The following is a 16,305-nucleotide window of genomic DNA, read 5'->3' as shown; positions in this document are numbered from 1 at the left end:
GGAGGTGCTGGTATGGTACCTGGGAAAGGGAAGGGGAAAGGCCGCCGGTTGCCCTTGCTTCCGCTCCGTGGGCTTCTTGTCTATCCCAGCATGGTGCTCCATCTGGACGTGGGCAGAGAAAAATCGGTTCGCGCGCTGGAGAGCGCCATGGTTGACGATCACATGATTCTGTTATGTTCCCAATCGGAAGTCAATATCGAGGAGCCGACGAGGGAAGACATTTATAGGGTCGGTACTATCGCCAAGGTGCGGCAAATGCTGAAGCTGCCCAACGGTACGATTCGCGTTCTGGTTGAGGGGGTAGTCCGCGCCGAGATTACCGAATATTTATCCAATGAGCAGTTTTACGAGGTAATGGTGAAGGAACTGCCTGAGCCGTCAGTCGACGATCCCGAAGTGGATGCGCTCATGCGGACGGTGCTCGGTCAATTTGAAAATTATATTCATCTGTCCAAAAAAGTGACGCCGGAAACGCTTGCCGCCGTATCGGATATCGACGAACCCGGGCGGCTTGCGGATGTCATTACGAGCCATCTGTCTCTGAAAATTAAAGATAAGCAGGAAATTTTGGAGACGGTCGACGTTCGGGCGCGGCTGGAGAAGCTGCTTGACATTCTGAACAACGAGCGGGAAGTGCTCGAGCTCGAGCGGAAGATCAGCCAGCGCGTCAAAAAGCAGATGGAGAAGACGCAGAAGGAGTACTATCTGCGCGAGCAGATGAAGGCGATTCAGAAGGAACTGGGCGACAAGGAGGGACGCGCCGGCGAAGTGGAGGAGCTGCGAAGCCAACTCGCCGAAGCCGGAGTGCCCGACAAGGTCCGGGAAAAGATCGAAAAGGAAATCGACCGGCTCGAAAAAATGCCCTCGACCTCGGCGGAAGGGGGCGTCATTCGCAATTATATCGATTGGCTGTTGTCTTTGCCCTGGACGAAGAAAACGGAAGACGATCTGGATCTGGCCAATGCCGAGCGGATACTGGATGAGGATCATTACGGCCTGGAGAAGCCGAAGGAACGCGTCCTGGAATATTTGGCGGTGCAGAAGCTCGTCAAGAAGCTGAAAGGACCGATACTCTGTTTCGTCGGACCGCCAGGCGTCGGCAAGACGTCGCTTGCGCGATCGATCGCCAAGTCGCTCGGTCGGCAATTCGTCCGGATTTCTCTCGGCGGGGTGCGCGACGAAGCCGAAATCCGCGGTCACCGGCGCACATACGTGGGCGCTATGCCAGGCCGAATCATTCAGGGAATGAAAAACGCCGGCACCGTCAATCCGGTGTTCCTGCTCGACGAGATCGACAAAATGGCGATGGACTTCCGCGGCGATCCGGCGTCGGCGCTGCTCGAAGTGCTCGATCCGGAGCAGAACGGAACGTTCAGCGACCATTTTATCGAAGTGCCTTACGATCTGTCGAACGTCATGTTCGTGACGACCGCGAATGCGCTTCACAATATTCCGCGTCCGTTGCTCGACCGGATGGAAGTGCTGTACATTCCGGGATATACGGAGCTCGAAAAAATCCAGATCGCCCGCCGCTACCTGCTGCCGAAGCAAAAGCGCGAGCACGGTCTGGAAGACGATGCGCTGCGGCTCGAGGACGATGCGCTGCTGCAGCTTATCCGCGAATATACGCGGGAATCGGGCGTGCGCAATTTGGAGCAGCAGGTGGCTGCGCTGTGCCGAAAAGCGGCGAAGCAGCTCGTCTCCGCTCCGGATTCCGCGCCCATCGTCGTGGACGTCGATCAGATCAGGGAGTGGCTCGGTCCGGCGAAATTCCGATACGGGCTTGCGGAGCAGGAGGATCAGATCGGAGCGGTTACGGGGCTGGCCTGGACCGAGGTGGGCGGAGATACGCTGGTGATCGAAGTGACCGTCATGCCGGGCAGCGGCAAGCTGACGCTTACCGGCAAGCTCGGCGATGTGATGAAGGAGTCGGCACAGGCCGCTTTCAGCTATACGCGGGCGAAGGCGAACGAGCTTTCGATCGATCCGCAATTCCACGAGAAATACGATATTCATATTCATATTCCGGAAGGAGCGATTCCGAAAGACGGGCCTTCGGCGGGCATCACGATCGCCACGGCGCTTATTTCCGCGCTGACCGGCCGGAAGGTGTCCAGGGAAGTGGCGATGACCGGCGAAATTACGCTTCGCGGCCGCGTGCTGCCGATCGGCGGGCTGAAAGAGAAGGCGCTTGCCGCTCACCGCGCGGGCATTCGCAAAGTGCTGCTCCCGGCCGACAATGAACGCGATTTGCGCGAGGTGCCGGACAGCATACGCGCCGACATGGAGTTCGTTCCCGTCTCGCATATGGACGAAGTGATCCGCCATGCGCTGCTGGACGGACCGGGAATCGCTGCTTCGGGTCAGAATGCGGGGACGACGGTGTCATGAAAATTACGAAAGCGGAGTTTGTAATCAGCGCGGTTAAGCCGCAACAGTTTCCCGATGACGCCCTGCCGGAGGTAGCGCTGGCAGGGCGCTCCAATGTCGGGAAGTCGTCGCTCATCAACCGGATGATCGAACGGAAAAATCTGGCCCGGACAAGCTCCCAGCCGGGCAAGACGCAGCAGCTGAACTACTACCGGGTGAACGACAAGCTCTATTTCGTCGACTTTCCGGGCTACGGCTACGCCAAAGTATCGAAGCGGCAGCGGGAGGAGTGGGGACGGATCGCGGAACAGTTTTTGCAGACGAGAGAGCCGCTCAAGCTGCTCATTCTGATCGTGGACATCCGCCACCCTCCGACCGAAGACGACCGGTTGATGTACCATTGGCTCAAGCATTACCGCATTCCGGTCTGCGTCGTGGCCACGAAGGCGGACAAAATCCCGCGGGGCAAATGGGACAAGCATGTGAAAATCGCCAAAGAAACGCTGGAAGCCGATCCCCGCGACCCGTTCGTCTTGTTCTCCTCCGAGACGGGCAAAGGGCGGGACGAGCTGTGGGCGATCATCGCCGAGGCGACCGACCTAAATTTGGAATGAACAGCTTAAGCCCCCAAACTTCCGTTATAATATCGAGGATATAAGGGAATCTGTTGATCTCATCGCGAATAAGGCTGGTTTTTTCCCGGAAAATGCGAAAATATAAAGACCGGAAGGCAGGAAGACATTTGTTGGATGGCGTATAATAAAGATACGGTAAATCAGAGAAGCGATAAGCGCGGAAGTTTAAAGAATTGAGGAGATTTTTATGGCTCAGCGGTTAGCCACGGAGTATGTAAAAGCCAAACTGCAGTTGACGACGGAGGAAATGCCCCAATTTGTCCGGTTTCTTGAGGAGCAGCAAATCTGTTTGCATGTAAAGGTGCTCGAAAACGGCAATCAGGAGCTCGTGCTCGAAGACGTTGCAGGGAGGGAAGAAGTGCAGCTGACGTTCGAGCGTCAGCAAGATCATTACGTCTGTGTGCTTTCCTGCCGCCTGGTTCATCCGAAGCTGACGAACGTGATGCGCAAAGCGGTAGCCGCTTTTAAAGGCGACGCGATCGTCAACCGAATCTACAGTCATTATACGATGGTATATCATTACAGCAGAGGTGCAGTCAGCCGGATCGTGGAACAGACTGACGCCGGCGCGCGGATCGTATTCGAGCGCAAGGATACGCTCGGCGCGCTTGAGAAGCAATTCCGCAATCGTTTCGTCGAGCAGGAAATCGAAATCGTCCAAAACGCGATCAACGAGCTGCTCGATTTGCGCAATCAAAGCAAAGACAGCCATGAAATTACGATGATTGACGAACGCCTCAGGGAATTGACGCACAAGCTGTTCGTGCTGGAAGCCTGAAGCGTTGGCGAAAACGGCAGGAGCCGGGCCGATGGTCCGGCTCCCGTTTTTTTATCAGCGGGATATGCACGATCCGGCCCTTTCGAATATAGGTTATAAATGGACAAACGACCCGAATGTCCGGGTTAAAAAAAAGGGTTGCATTTCTGTGCGATAGATGTTATTTTTAACTTCGTTGAAAAAAATAATAGGAACCAGGATTCACTCAGGACATAGTAATGTTGCGAGAGACTATTCCCTCGAGAAGTGAATGACGTAGGTCCTAGCGGATGAAATTTGTACAACATTTTATTCCTAGGAAGGGGGAACCGGAAGATGGAATATTCAACTTTCGGAAGACACGTTGCGGTCGATGCTTGGGGTGTTGATTTTGATTTGTTGAACAATGCGGAAATGCTGCAAGCGCATATGGTGGAAGCGGCCGAAGCTTGCGGTGCCACCGTCCTCTCGGTTCAAGCCAAACAATTTGAGCCTCAAGGCGCAACGGTGCTTGTCCTGCTGTCGGAAAGCCATCTCTCGATTCATACGTATCCTGAGAAAGGCTTTGCCGCTCTCGATTGCTATACTTGCGGCGAAACCGTGGATCCGCAACTGGCCATTGATTATATGATGTCCGTATTGAAACCGGAGAAGGTGCACGCGAAGAAACTTGTCCGGGGAATCGGCGAGTTGCAAGTCATTGAACCGGAATTGAAGCAGGTTGAACTCGTCTAGTTCGGCGGCTGGCCGTTGTTCGACCTTTATAATCGGATAACCATGGATTCTCCGTCCATGGTTATTTCTTTTTCGAAGAATAAGCGCGATGCAGACCGTCTACAATAGGAAGAGTCCCTCGTCCCGTAATTCAAATATTATTCATAAATGATACGGTAAGGCTTGTCGAACTATGCTATAATTAATAATAATTTTAATTTAGAGTTCTGATTGGCGAGAGGAGGCAGGTGGAGCCCATGCACATCATCGTTGTCGGCTTGAATTATCGGACGGCCCCCGTCGAAGTGAGGGAGCGGTTCACGTTCTCCGAGCGGGATTTGCCGGAAGCGATTCAACAGCTGAAACAAACGAAGAGCATTCTGGAATGTGTCATCGTGGCGACCTGCAACCGTACGGAATTGTATGCGGTGGTGGACCGGCATCATCTTTGCGGCCATTACATTCGCAGCTTTATGGAGAACTGGTTCGGTTTGCCCCGTCAGGAGTTTACGCATCATCTGTACATGTTCGAGGACGATCTTGCGGTCAAGCATCTGATGCGGGTCGCGAGCGGACTCGATTCGATGGTTATCGGGGAAACGCAAATTCTCGGCCAGGTGAAGAGCGCTTTTCAGCTTGCGCAGGAGCTGAAAGCGACCGGGACGCTGTTTAACATGCTGTTCCGGCAGGCGATTACGGTGGCAAAGAGGGCGCATTCCGAGACGTCCATCGGCGAAACGGCGGTATCGGTCAGCTATGCGGCCGTGGAGCTGGGCAAGCGGATCTTCGGACAATTCGCGAAGAAGACGGTGATGATTCTCGGCGCCGGCAAAATGAGCGAGTTGACTGCGAAGCATCTGTACGCGAACGGTGCGGAGAAAATCATCGTCGTGAACCGGACATACGATCGTGCGGTTGAATTGGCCGATAAATTTAACGGTATACCATGCTCGATGCCGGAGGCGATCCGGCGGCTGCATGAGGCGGACATTATTATCAGCTCGACGGGTGCGGACGGTTTCGTATTGCAGCGTGAGCAGGTGGCCGAGGCGATGAAGCGGCGCAAATCGCGCCCGCTGTTCATGATCGATATCGCGGTGCCGCGCGATCTCGATCCGGCCATCGCGTCGGTGGAGAACGTTTTTCTGTACGATATCGACGATCTTGAAGGTATTGTGGAAAACAATTTGGAGCAGCGCCGCAAAGAAGCGCTCAAGATCGAAGCGATGATTGCCGAGGAGTACGAGGCGTTCCGCGAATGGTATCGGACGCTTGGCGTCGTCCCGCTCATTCGCGCGCTTCAGGACAAAGCTGCGGCTATCCATGAGGAAACGATGGACAGCCTGATGAAGAAGCTGCCGGACCTTGGCGAACGCGAGTTGAAGGTCATACGCAAACTGACCAAAAGCATCGTCAACCAGATGACGCACGATCCGATTTTGCGCATCAAGGAGATGGCGGGAGACAAGCGCGCGGCGGAAGCGATGGATATGTTCGTCAAGCTGTTTGCGCTTGAGGAAGCGGTCGAGGAAGCCGATCGCGAGCAGGTGCCGGAAGCCGCTCCCGTTCCGCTTGCGGCACGGGCAGGCGGAGCCGGTTCCAAGCCTCAGCCTGTTATCGGCCTGGCCACTGCGGCGCCTTGACGGTTTTAAGCTGATGCCCTGGGCTTGCCGTTCCTTCCTTCGGTCGATCCCGATGGTGCCGGCCGACGGAAGTTAACGCGGCGGCTGCAGGGCTGCTTCTATTGTTGCGTATGTTGCGGCCTTGACGGCAGGCTGCGCCGCAGTGACGGCGGCAGTTTTGCGGCGCAAATATCCGGTATCGGGGCCGGGACCGTTTCGTCTTCAGGCGGCGGAGGATAGCGGTTAGGTATGGCGTGCTGGTGACGGATTCGCTTGTCATCGGCATTTTTTTGTACAATAGAAGGGAAAGGAACCATCGGAGAGGAAGGTTAAGATACGCCATGGCCCGCTATTATCCGATTATGCTCGACGTGTCGGCAATGCGCTGCGTCGTCATCGGCGGCGGGGCGGTCGCCGAACGGAAAACGGCCGCCCTGCTTGAAGCCGGAGCCGCCCATGTCGTCGTCATTGCGCCCGAGGCAACCGAGGGACTCGTCCGGCTTGGGAAGGAAGGGAAAATCCGGCTGGAGCGCAGACGTTTCGCCGCATGCGATGCCGCCGCCCTCGGCGCCGACCTCGTCATTGCGGCATCGTCCGACCGCGCGTTGAATCGGATAGCTGCCGCGGCGGCCAAGCGCGCAGGGGCGCTTGTCAACGTTGTCGACGACGCTGCGGCCGGAAGCTTCGTTACCCCGGCGGTCGTGAGGCGCGGGGAACTGGTTATCGCGGTATCCGCGTCGGGGGCGAGCCCTGCGCTGTCCGCCCGCATCGCCCGCGAGCTCAAACAGCGGTACGGCGCGGAGTATGAGCGCAGCGCGTCGCTGCTCAAGCGTCTCCGGGAACGGTTGGCGACAGCCGTCCCCGACAGGGGCGAGCGTCAGCGGCTGCTTCGTCTCGCCGCGGAGGAGGCTCCGCATCATCCTGACGCGGAGCTTTCGATGCAGGCGGCCGTAGACGAAGCGGAGGTCGACCGGGCGATCGATCGGTGGATCGAGCGGCTGCGGATGTCGGCGGACAAGCCGAGCGTGCCGAAAGCATGTACTGCGGGAAAAGATAAAGAAGCGGATGGGAGGACGACGAAGATGGCGGATTCGGGCCACGACGGCAGAACGATCGTCGTCGGGACAAGACAGAGCGCGCTGGCGCTAACCCAGACCGGACAAGTGGTGGAGGAGCTGCGGCGCCTGTCCGAGAAGCACGGGTTCAACTACAAGTTCGAAATCAAAAAAATCGTGACCAAAGGCGACCGCATTCTGGACGTCACGTTATCGAAGGTGGGCGGCAAGGGCCTTTTTGTCAAAGAGATCGAGCAGGCGCTTCTGGATGGAGAAATCGATATGGCGGTTCACAGCATGAAGGATATGCCGTATCAGCTTCCGGCAGGGCTTACGACCGGAGCGGTGCCGAAACGGATCGATCCGCGCGACTGCCTGATTTCGAATCACGGCGGCGGTTTGGCCGGCTTGCCGCGCGGCGCGAAGGTCGGAACGAGCAGTTTGCGTCGATCCAGCCAGTTGAAGCATGCGCGTCCGGATCTTCGGATCGAGTGGATTCGCGGCAATATCGATTCCCGCATCCGGAAGCTGGAGACCGAAGGCTTCGATGCGATCGTGCTGGCTGCGGCCGGCTTGACCCGGATGGGCTGGGAGGACCGGATTTCGGCGACGATCCCTGAAGACATCTGCCTTCCCGCGGTCGGCCAAGGGGCGCTCGGCATCGAATGCCGCGATAATGACCGGGAAGTGCTGCAATTGCTTGCGCTTCTGAATGATAAGGAGACGGAGCTGGCCGTTCGGGCCGAGCGGGCTTTCCTGGGCGCCCTGAACGGCGGCTGCCAGGTGCCGATCGGTGCGTACGCCGTCCTTGTCGGATCGGACGGGACGGGCGCGCAGCTATTGGAGCTGACGGGGATGGTCGGAACGCCTGACGGCATGACGATTTTAAAGGATATGCGGCGGGGAACCGATCCCGAAGCGCTCGGGCAAGAACTGGCGGAATCGCTCCGGGCGAGCGGGGCGGACCGGTTGTTGGCCGAATTCGGAGGCGGAACGGATGGGTAAAGGAATCGTCTATCTGGTCGGAGCGGGACCTGGAGACCCGAAGCTGATTACGGTGCGGGGGATGGAATGTCTGGCGTCGAGCGATGTCGTCGTATACGACCGTTTGGCCAGCCCGCTGCTGCTCCGTTACGTCAAGCCGAACACGGAGAAAATTTATGTCGGCAAGCTGCCGGACCGCCATACGATGAAGCAGGAGGAGATCAACCAGCTGCTCGTCGATTTGGCGCTGCAGGGCAAAAGGGTGACCCGGCTGAAAGGCGGGGACCCGACTATTTTCGGCCGTGTCGGCGAAGAGGCCGGTCTATTGCGGCAGCACGGGATCGAGTTTGAAATCGTGCCCGGCATTACGTCGGCCATTGCGGTTCCCGCCTATGCCGGCATCCCGGTCACGCATCGGGAGATCGCTTCCTCCCTGTCGATCATAACCGGACACGAAAGTCCGGAAAAGCTGGACAAGTCGATCCATTGGGACAAGGTGACGAATGCGACCGGCACGCTCATTTTTTTGATGGGTGTCGCGAAGATCGGCTATATCGCCGAGCAGTTGATCCGGCACGGCAAATCGCCGGATACGCCGGTGGCGCTTGTCCGCTGGGGAACGATGGTCGAGCAGGAGACGCTCGTCGGCACGCTGGAGACGATTGAAGAGCAGGTGAAGCGGGCGAATTTCCAGCCCCCGGCCGTCATCGTCGTTGGCGAGGTAGTCCGCCAGCGGGAATCGCTGCAATGGTTCGAACGCAAACCGCTGTTCGGTACCCGCATTCTCGTAACGCGGGCGAGAGAGCAGGCGAGCGGTCTGGTCAAGCAAATCGAGGAGCTCGGCGGCGAGCCGGTCGAGTTTCCGGTCATCGAGACGCGGGCGCCGTCCGGGCCGGCGGCCCGCGAGTCGATCAAGGCGGCGCTCGAGGCTGCGGAGACGTACCGGTGGCTCATCTTCACGAGCGTAAACGGCGTAAATTATTTCTTCCGGCATTTGCAAACCTATGGAATCGATATTCGCCGCTTTCACGCCGCCCGGATTGCCGCGGTCGGTCCGAAGACGGCCGAAGCGCTGGCTGAACGCGGCTTGCGGGTCGAAGCGCTGCCGCAGACGTATCAGGCCGAAGGATTGATCGAGCTTCTGGCCGACGAGCTCAAGCCGGGCGAGCGGGCGCTGCTGCCGCGCGGCAATCTGGCCCGCGATGTGCTGCTCCGCGAGTTGACGTCCAGAGGAATCGACGCCGTCGGAATCGACGTGTACGAGACGGCGATCGCGGAGGATCAGGACGAGCTGGCGTTGTGGCTTCTCAAGGAGAAGGCGGTTCATATCGTCACGTTTACGAGCTCCTCGACCGTGACCAATTTGCTCGAGGTTCTTCGGCGTCAAGGCGTGGAGAAGCCGGCCGAGCTGCTGGCCGGCGCCGAAATCGCCTGCATCGGCCCGCTGACGGCGCGAACGGCCGAGGAAGCCGGATTGAAGGTGACGATTCAGCCCGAGGAGGCGACGATCGCGTCGCTGATCGACGCGATCGTCCGGCGGCGCGCCGACCGCCGCCAGGAGGCGGAGAAGAAGGAGGACAACAAGCAATGACATTTCCGATCGTACGTCATCGGCGGCTCCGCCGTACGACCGCGCTGCGGAACATGGTGCGGGAGACGGTGCTGACCGTTAACGATTTGATTTACCCGATATTTGTCACCTATGGCGACAACGTGAAAGAAGAAATTCCTTCGATGCCCGGCGTATTTCATTTCTCACTGGACCGGCTGGAGGAGGAAATTCGCGAAGTCGTAGACGCCGGTATTCCGGCGGTTCTGCTCTTTGGCGTTCCCGAAACGAAGGATGCCGAAGGATCGTCTGCATACGATGCCGACGGCATCGTGCAGCGGGCGATCCGCGCGGTCAAGGCGCAGGCGCCCGAGCTGGTCGTGATCGCCGACACTTGCCTGTGCCAGTTTACGGACCACGGCCACTGCGGCCTCATTCACCATCATCCGGTTACCGGAGCGGCGGAGATTGCCAACGACCCTTCGCTCGAGTTGCTCGTGAAGACGGCGGTATCGCAAGCGGAAGCGGGAGCGGACATCATCGCGCCGTCGAACATGATGGACGGCTTCGTCGCCGCGATCCGGCAAGGGCTGGACGAAGCGGGGTTCGAGAACGTGCCGATTATGTCCTACTCGGTGAAATATGCCTCGGCTTTTTACGGTCCGTTCCGCGATGCCGCTCATTCGGCGCCGCAATTCGGCGACCGGAAGACGTACCAGATGGACCCCGGCAATGTCAGGGAAGCGCTACGCGAAGCGGAATCCGACGTCGCCGAAGGCGCGGATATGCTGATGGTGAAGCCGGCGCTCGCTTACATGGACGTCATTCGCCTGCTGAAGGAGCAATTCGACCTGCCTGTCGTGGCCTACAACGTCAGCGCTGAATATTCCATGGTGAAGGCGGCTGCCGCGAACGGCTGGATCGACGAGCGGGCGATCGTGATGGAGACGCTGACCGGCATGAAGCGCGCCGGCGCCGACCTGATCATCACGTATCATGCGAAGGATGCGGCGAAATGGGTAAGGGAAGGCCTGGCCGGCGGCCGGGCATGACGTCGCCGCCCGTTAGCCGGGCGGCATCGCGATGACGACAGCGCCGGATACGCCGGGAGCGAGTGGACGGGGACGACGGATTCGCTCCTTTGTCGCGGGACAGAAGATGCGGACATATACGGTGACGGCGCAATTTTCGAAGGAGGCGGGTTGAACGTGTCGACAACATTATTCGGACGAAAAAGCGACGAGCGGTCGAAACAGGCTTTCGAACAAGCGAAGCGGGTCATCCCGGGAGGCGTGAACAGCCCGGTTCGGGCATTCAAGTCGGTCGGTTTGACGCCGGTCTACATGGAGCGGGGGGAAGGCGCCCGCGTCTATGACATCGACGGCAACGCCTACATCGATTATGTCGGATCATGGGGGCCGCTTATTCTCGGGCACGCCCATCCCGAAGTGATCGACGCGGTCAAGTCGGTTGCCGAAAAGGGCACCAGCTTCGGCGCTCCGACCGAGCTGGAGACGGAGATGGCGAAGCTCGTATGCGAGCGGGTGCCGTCGGTCGACCTCGTACGCATGGTCAACTCCGGAACCGAGGCGACGATGAGCGCGCTGCGGCTGGCACGGGGCTATACGAAGCGGAGCAAAATTGTAAAATTCGAAGGTTCGTATCACGGGCATGCCGACAGTTTGCTGATCAAGGCGGGGTCCGGCGTCGCCACGCTCGGATTGCCGGACAGCCCCGGCGTTCCGGAAAGCACGGCTTCCCATACGATAACGGTCCCGTATAACGATCTGGAATCGGTTCGCCTTGCTTTTGAGAAATACGGCGAGGATATCGCTTGCGTCATCGTCGAGCCGGTGGCCGGCAATATGGGCGTCGTGCCGCCGCTTCCGGGGTTTCTGGAAGGGCTCCGGGAAATTACCCGCGAATACGGCAGCCTGTTGATTTTCGACGAGGTCATGACCGGCTTTCGCGTTCACTACCATTGCGCGCAAGGCTTGTTTGGCATTGAGCCCGATCTGACCTGCTTCGGCAAGGTGGTCGGCGGGGGATTGCCGGTCGGCGCCTATGGCGGCAAGCGCGAAATTATGGAGATGATCGCGCCGACCGGGCCGATCTACCAGGCCGGCACGTTGTCGGGCAACCCGCTTGCGATGGCGGCAGGCTATACGACGTTGAAGCTGCTGACGCCGGATACGTATGAGCAGCTGGAGCGGAAGGCTGCCCGGCTGCAGGCCGGTTTCGAGGAGAACGCGCGGAAGTATGGCGTGGCGTGCACGATCAATCGCGTCGGCTCGATGGTCTGTCCGTTTTTTACGGATCGGCAGGTTGTCAATTTCGATACGGCCCGCACCTCCGACCTCGAGCGGTTCAAAACGTATTTTGCCGCGCTCTTGGAGCTTGGCGTGAACATCGCGCCGTCGCAGTTCGAAGGCATGTTCGTTTCGGCCGCGCATAGCGACGAAGAAATCGAAATGACGATCGCGGCGCATGGCGAAGCGCTGCGCCGGTTGTAGAGAGGTGAACTCCCGATGCGCATCGATTTTGCGTCGGCGCGGCGGGAAGGGGAATGGCTTGCGCTGGTCCGGCCGGCCGGATCGGACGATTGGCCGGAGGCCGGCAGCCATCCGCACGAGGTGCGGAAGCGGCTGCTGGCCTCTTCCCTTTTTCCCGCCAAATGGATTAACCGCTTGTTTTCCGTCGGCGGCATTCGGATGGAAGGCGAGCGTGTGCTCTTGCACGCTTTTCCCGCCGCTCATTTGGACCGCAGCGAACTGTACCGGATGGCGGCCTTGCCTCCGGCCAATCCGAAGTTGGAAGCGCTCGCGGTGCCGCTGTGGGAAGACGATTACGCGCTCGTGCTGAACAAGCCGGCCGGCATGCGGGTGCATGGCGCGTCGCCGGGTGAGCGGGGGACGCTGGCGGAAGCGGCGGCGCGGCATTGCCTGCTTGCCGGAGATCCGCAGCCCGTCCGGCATATTCACCGGCTTGATGACGATACGTCCGGGCCTGTGCTGTTCGCCAAGAACGACCTGGCGCAATGGCGGCTCGACGAGGCGATGCGCGGCAAAGAGGTGGACCGCCGGTATGTCGCCATCGTACAAGGACGGTTGAAAGCTTCTCGCGGCACGATCGACTTGCCGATCGGCCGCGACCGCCATCACCGTTCGCGCCGATGCGTGACAAGGAACGGCGACGCCGCCGTGACGCATTACGAAGTGGCGGAACAGTTCCGTTCGGCCGCCCTCGTCCGCATCCGTCTGGAGACCGGCAGAACGCATCAGATCCGCGTCCATTTCAGCCATATCGGCCATCCGCTGCTCGGCGACGGATTGTACGGCGGCGATGTCTCGCAGCTCGCCCATCAGGCGCTGCACGGAGAGCGGCTATTGTTCCGGCACCCGCTAACCGGCGAACCGGTCGAAGCGCAGGCCGTCCGCCCGGCCTGGCTGGACAGGCTGATCGGGAAGCTGCGCGATAGCTAAGGAGCGGCGACCGATCGGGAAGCTGCGAGGCAGCTAAGGATGGGCGTCCGATCGGGAAGCTGCGAGGCAGCTAAGGATGGGCGTCCGATCGGGAAGTTGCGCGATAGCTAAGGAGCGGCGTCCGATTGGGAAGTTTCGCGATAGCTAAAGAGGGCGATCGATCGGGAAGCTGCAAGGCAGCCAAGGAGCGGCGTCCGATTGGGAAGTTGCGAGGCAGCTAAGGATGGGCGTCCGATCAGGTAGTTGCGCGATAGCTAAGGAGCGGCGATCGATCGGGAAGCTGCAAGGCAGCCAAGGAGCGGCGTCCGATTGGGAAGTTGCGAGGCAGCTAAGGATGGGCGACCGATTGGGAAGTTGCGAGGCAGCTAAGGATGGGCGTCCGATCAGGTAGTTGCGTGAAAGCTAAAGAGGGGCGACCGATCGGGAAACTGCGCGATAGCTAAGGAGCGGACCGATTGGGAAGTTACGAGGCAGCTAAGGATGGGCGTCCGATCAGGTAGTTGCGTGAAAGCTAAAGAGGGGCGACCGATCGGGAAACTGCGCGATAGCTAAGGAGGGCGATCGATCGGGAAACTGCGAGGCAGCCAAGGAGCGGCGACCGATCGAAATATGCTGTTTGGCAGTTTTACTCAACAACCGGTCCGGGGCCGTGTCGATTCGCCCTAGCCTTCTGCACCATTTTCACTTTTCTCATTGTCACCGCGGTTCTCACCGGTTTCACCATTTTCACCATTTTCACCATTTTCACCGTTCTCACCGGTTTCACCGCCCGGCTGCTGCTCCTTCCAAGACCGGCAAAGCGCAAGCAGGGCGGCAACGCAGGCGGTATGGCGTTGATGAGCCGGGGCGCAATGGTTGCAACGATACATTTTTACAAGGCGACAAATGATAGTCATGCTCTTCTAGTCTTTCCCATATAGATAGATAGTGAATGATGCCATTAGGCCCAAGCATTCAGAACGGGAAGGGAGGACGAAGTGCGTGTCGGATCAAACGAGCGGGCTGCGCTTTGACGTATACGAACGCGTACATTTGCCCGATGAAATGGCCGGAATCGAAGAACTGGAGGAGATCGAGCTTGTTCCCCGGATACAGGTGCTGCAGCAAGGGGAGCAGGCTGTACTGAAAGGGAACCTTCTGCTCTCAGGGATTTACAACGCGCAACATACCGCGGAATCGCAATCGCTCGAGCACCGCATACCGGTGGAAATTACGCTGCCGATGAACAGGGTCGAATCGCTTGACGATATTTCGGTCGAAATCGATAATTTTGACGTCGACGTCCTTTCGGCGCGTACGCTCAACATTACCGGCGTTTTATCGTTGAACGGCATTCGGTTGGAGAGCGAGCCGGAAGCGGAACCGGCTTGGCGGGAAGAGCCTTTCACCGTCGTTCACAAGCGAAAGGACGATTCTTGGACTGGACAAGATTTCGCCGCCAGGGACGAGGCGGAAGAGCCGGAGGAAGCGTTCGCGGCTCCTGCCGATACGGATGACGAATTTCAGCAGACTCCGGAGTACGCCGAGCAGCGGCCGGAACAGCCGGGGGAAACGGAAGTGTCCGGCTTTGTCGGGATCGCAGGCTCCGATCTGTCCGCAAACGGATTTACGGAATACGACGGGCAGCAAGCCTTGCCGCCGTCGTACGAGCTTCAGTCTGAAAGCCGGGATGCCGCAGGACGGACATCGCCCTGGCAGCCGCCCCATAATACGTTGCGCCCGGCTCCCTGGCCGAAGGCCGCGCTGTCAGAAGCTGAAACTTCCGCCTTCCAGTCCGCGTCCCAGTCGGGGCAGCCGTATAATGTCTGGCAGAATTCGCCGGAGGCCGGTTATCCCGATCATGCGCAAGCCGGGGACGGGGATGTCGAGGAGGGGGCATTTTATCGCCCGGAATCGTACGCGGCTTCGCAGCAGCAGTCCGAAGCGTATACGGTTCCGCAGCAGCCCGTCATCGATTGGTCGGCTTTCGCCGAGCACGGCGGTCAAGCGGCCCAAGGCGAAGAGCCGCAAGCGGATGCGGCGGCGGAACCCGGGATAGCGTTCGGCGAATGGCTCGCGAACGAAGCGGCGTCGCCGCAGCGCGAAACGGCTTCCGAAGCCGTTCGGGAATCGTTGTCCGCGCAGAAGGCGGAAGATCAGCCCCAGCGGGAAGCGCAGGAGCCGACAGCCGTTCCGGAGGGGCAGGAATCGTCTGCCGAGCTTGAGGCGTTCGAAGCGGATGCGTCGCCTGAACGGGCCGGCGCTTCAGACGATCAGGCTGTGCAATCGGCTGCATCCGAGGCGGAGGAGGAGGCAGCGGCGGAAACGGGAATCGCAGCCGATAGCCGGGTACCGGAGCCGATTGCCCAGACGAATGCCGAGGAAGAGAAGCAGATGAAGATCGCTTTTGGAAGCAAGCGGCCGGCCGAAGCGGATGAAGGACAGGAGAACGTCGGCTTGTCGACGCTGCTTCACTCCAGCCGGCGCGAGCAGGAAGCCCGCCAGGCGGCGGAACAAACGGCGGCCAAGCAAGAGGAAGAAGCAGCAAAGCCCGCTCCGGGTGATGAGATCGAATGGAAAAACTTGTTCCTCGGCAGATTCGCGGAGGAGCGCGAATTCAAACGTGTGCGGATGTGCATCGTGCAGCGGGAAGAAACGCTCGAACTGATCGCCCAGCGCTATCAGTTGAATCCGCGTGAAATTGCACTCTACAACCGTCTTCAGGAGCACAGTGTGACAGAAGGCCAAGTGCTTTACATTCCATAGAAATGACCAAAAGACCGGCCTAACGCCGGTCTTTTGCTTGTGCGGTGGCCCGCGGGCGCTGCAGAACGTGCCCATAGCGCCTCTGGAGTGCTCCGATCCCGTGCCGCGGGCGAGCCTTTGTTGTGTACGCTCAGCATGGTTGAAGTCCCGGACGGGGGCTGGCGCGCACCTGCCGCAGCCAAGTGCATGGGTATGCTAGCGGCAAACCGAGTGAATGAGATGCAAAGCTTCGATTAAGGCGTCCATTAGTGCGTCCATTAGTGCTTCCATTAACGATCTAGCTATGATGAACGTAAAACAGAGACAGCCCTCCGTATTTGCTGCACGTCGTAGGTTAAAAATGGAGGAATAGGAAAACCACCATTTCAGAGCTAAACAGCAAAGGAGAGCTA

At 59.1% G+C, this 16,305-nt stretch carries 12 protein-coding genes and 1 pseudogene; 12 read left to right on the top strand and 1 reads right to left on the bottom strand.

Annotation, left to right across the window (positions count from 1 at the left end):
* Positions 1-12: 12 nt before the first annotated feature.
* The 11 genes and pseudogenes from lon (at position 13) to ABEV74_RS06780 (ending at position 13,168) form a co-directional block, all read left to right on the top strand.
* Positions 13-2,391, top strand: coding sequence for an endopeptidase La (gene lon, locus ABEV74_RS06830; protein WP_213527683.1), 2,379 nt, complete (start codon positions 13-15; stop codon positions 2,389-2,391).
* Positions 2,388-2,984, top strand: coding sequence for a ribosome biogenesis GTP-binding protein YihA/YsxC (yihA, locus tag ABEV74_RS06825; protein ID WP_430144629.1), 597 nt, complete (start codon positions 2,388-2,390; stop codon positions 2,982-2,984). Before lon ends, yihA begins: the two co-directional genes overlap by 4 nt.
* A 208-nt stretch (positions 2,985-3,192) precedes the next feature.
* Positions 3,193-3,783 carry a hypothetical protein gene (locus tag ABEV74_RS06820; protein ID WP_062491885.1) on the top strand — a complete coding sequence of 197 codons (591 nt, stop codon included), beginning with the start codon at positions 3,193-3,195 and terminating at the stop codon, positions 3,781-3,783.
* 315 nt (positions 3,784-4,098) lie between these two features.
* The gene (gene speD, locus ABEV74_RS06815; protein WP_062491887.1) at positions 4,099-4,497 is read left to right on the top strand and encodes an adenosylmethionine decarboxylase; all 399 of its coding nucleotides are present in this window, start codon (positions 4,099-4,101) and stop codon (positions 4,495-4,497) included.
* Positions 4,498-4,733: 236 nt separating this feature from the next.
* Positions 4,734-6,119, top strand: a complete 1,386-nt coding sequence (hemA, locus tag ABEV74_RS06810; RefSeq protein WP_082655131.1) for a glutamyl-tRNA reductase — start codon at positions 4,734-4,736, stop codon at positions 6,117-6,119.
* Between the two features lie 320 nt (positions 6,120-6,439).
* Positions 6,440-6,976: pseudogene (locus tag ABEV74_RS06805) on the top strand (precorrin-2 dehydrogenase/sirohydrochlorin ferrochelatase family protein); the annotation flags it as partial.
* A 204-nt stretch (positions 6,977-7,180) separates the two neighbouring features.
* The gene (gene hemC, locus ABEV74_RS06800; RefSeq protein ID WP_062496625.1) at positions 7,181-8,158 is read left to right on the top strand and encodes a hydroxymethylbilane synthase; all 978 of its coding nucleotides are present in this window, start codon (positions 7,181-7,183) and stop codon (positions 8,156-8,158) included.
* On the top strand, positions 8,151-9,728 hold the full coding sequence (gene cobA, locus ABEV74_RS06795; RefSeq protein ID WP_430144625.1) for a uroporphyrinogen-III C-methyltransferase: 1,578 nt from the start codon (positions 8,151-8,153) through the stop codon (positions 9,726-9,728). Before hemC ends, cobA begins: the two co-directional genes overlap by 8 nt.
* A complete protein-coding gene (gene hemB, locus ABEV74_RS06790) occupies positions 9,725-10,738 on the top strand; it encodes a porphobilinogen synthase (protein ID WP_062491891.1) in 1,014 nt (337 codons plus the stop codon). The genes cobA and hemB overlap by 4 nt, the downstream gene beginning before the upstream one ends.
* Before the next feature lie 156 nt (positions 10,739-10,894).
* Positions 10,895-12,199, top strand: a complete 1,305-nt coding sequence (gene hemL, locus ABEV74_RS06785; protein ID WP_430144622.1) for a glutamate-1-semialdehyde 2,1-aminomutase — start codon at positions 10,895-10,897, stop codon at positions 12,197-12,199.
* 15 nt (positions 12,200-12,214) lie between these two features.
* Entirely contained in the window at positions 12,215-13,168 is a 954-nt protein-coding gene (locus ABEV74_RS06780; protein WP_430144620.1) for an RluA family pseudouridine synthase, read from the top strand.
* A gap of 662 nt (positions 13,169-13,830) precedes the next feature.
* On the opposite strand, the gene ABEV74_RS06775 is transcribed toward ABEV74_RS06780, so the two are convergent.
* Positions 13,831-14,064, bottom strand: coding sequence for a hypothetical protein (locus tag ABEV74_RS06775; RefSeq protein WP_430144617.1), 234 nt, complete (start codon positions 14,062-14,064; stop codon positions 13,831-13,833).
* 85 nt (positions 14,065-14,149) lie between these two features.
* On the opposite strand from ABEV74_RS06775, the gene ABEV74_RS06770 reads away from it, so the two are divergent.
* The gene (locus ABEV74_RS06770; protein ID WP_430144615.1) at positions 14,150-15,913 is read left to right on the top strand and encodes a LysM peptidoglycan-binding domain-containing protein; all 1,764 of its coding nucleotides are present in this window, start codon (positions 14,150-14,152) and stop codon (positions 15,911-15,913) included.
* The last annotated feature ends 392 nt before the right edge of the window (positions 15,914-16,305 follow it).

This window comes from Paenibacillus cisolokensis, assembly GCF_050481165.1.
GTDB classification, from domain to species: Bacteria; Bacillota; Bacilli; order Paenibacillales; family Paenibacillaceae; genus Paenibacillus_AH; species Paenibacillus_AH cisolokensis.
This window is presented reverse-complemented; position numbering and strand designations above follow the sequence as displayed.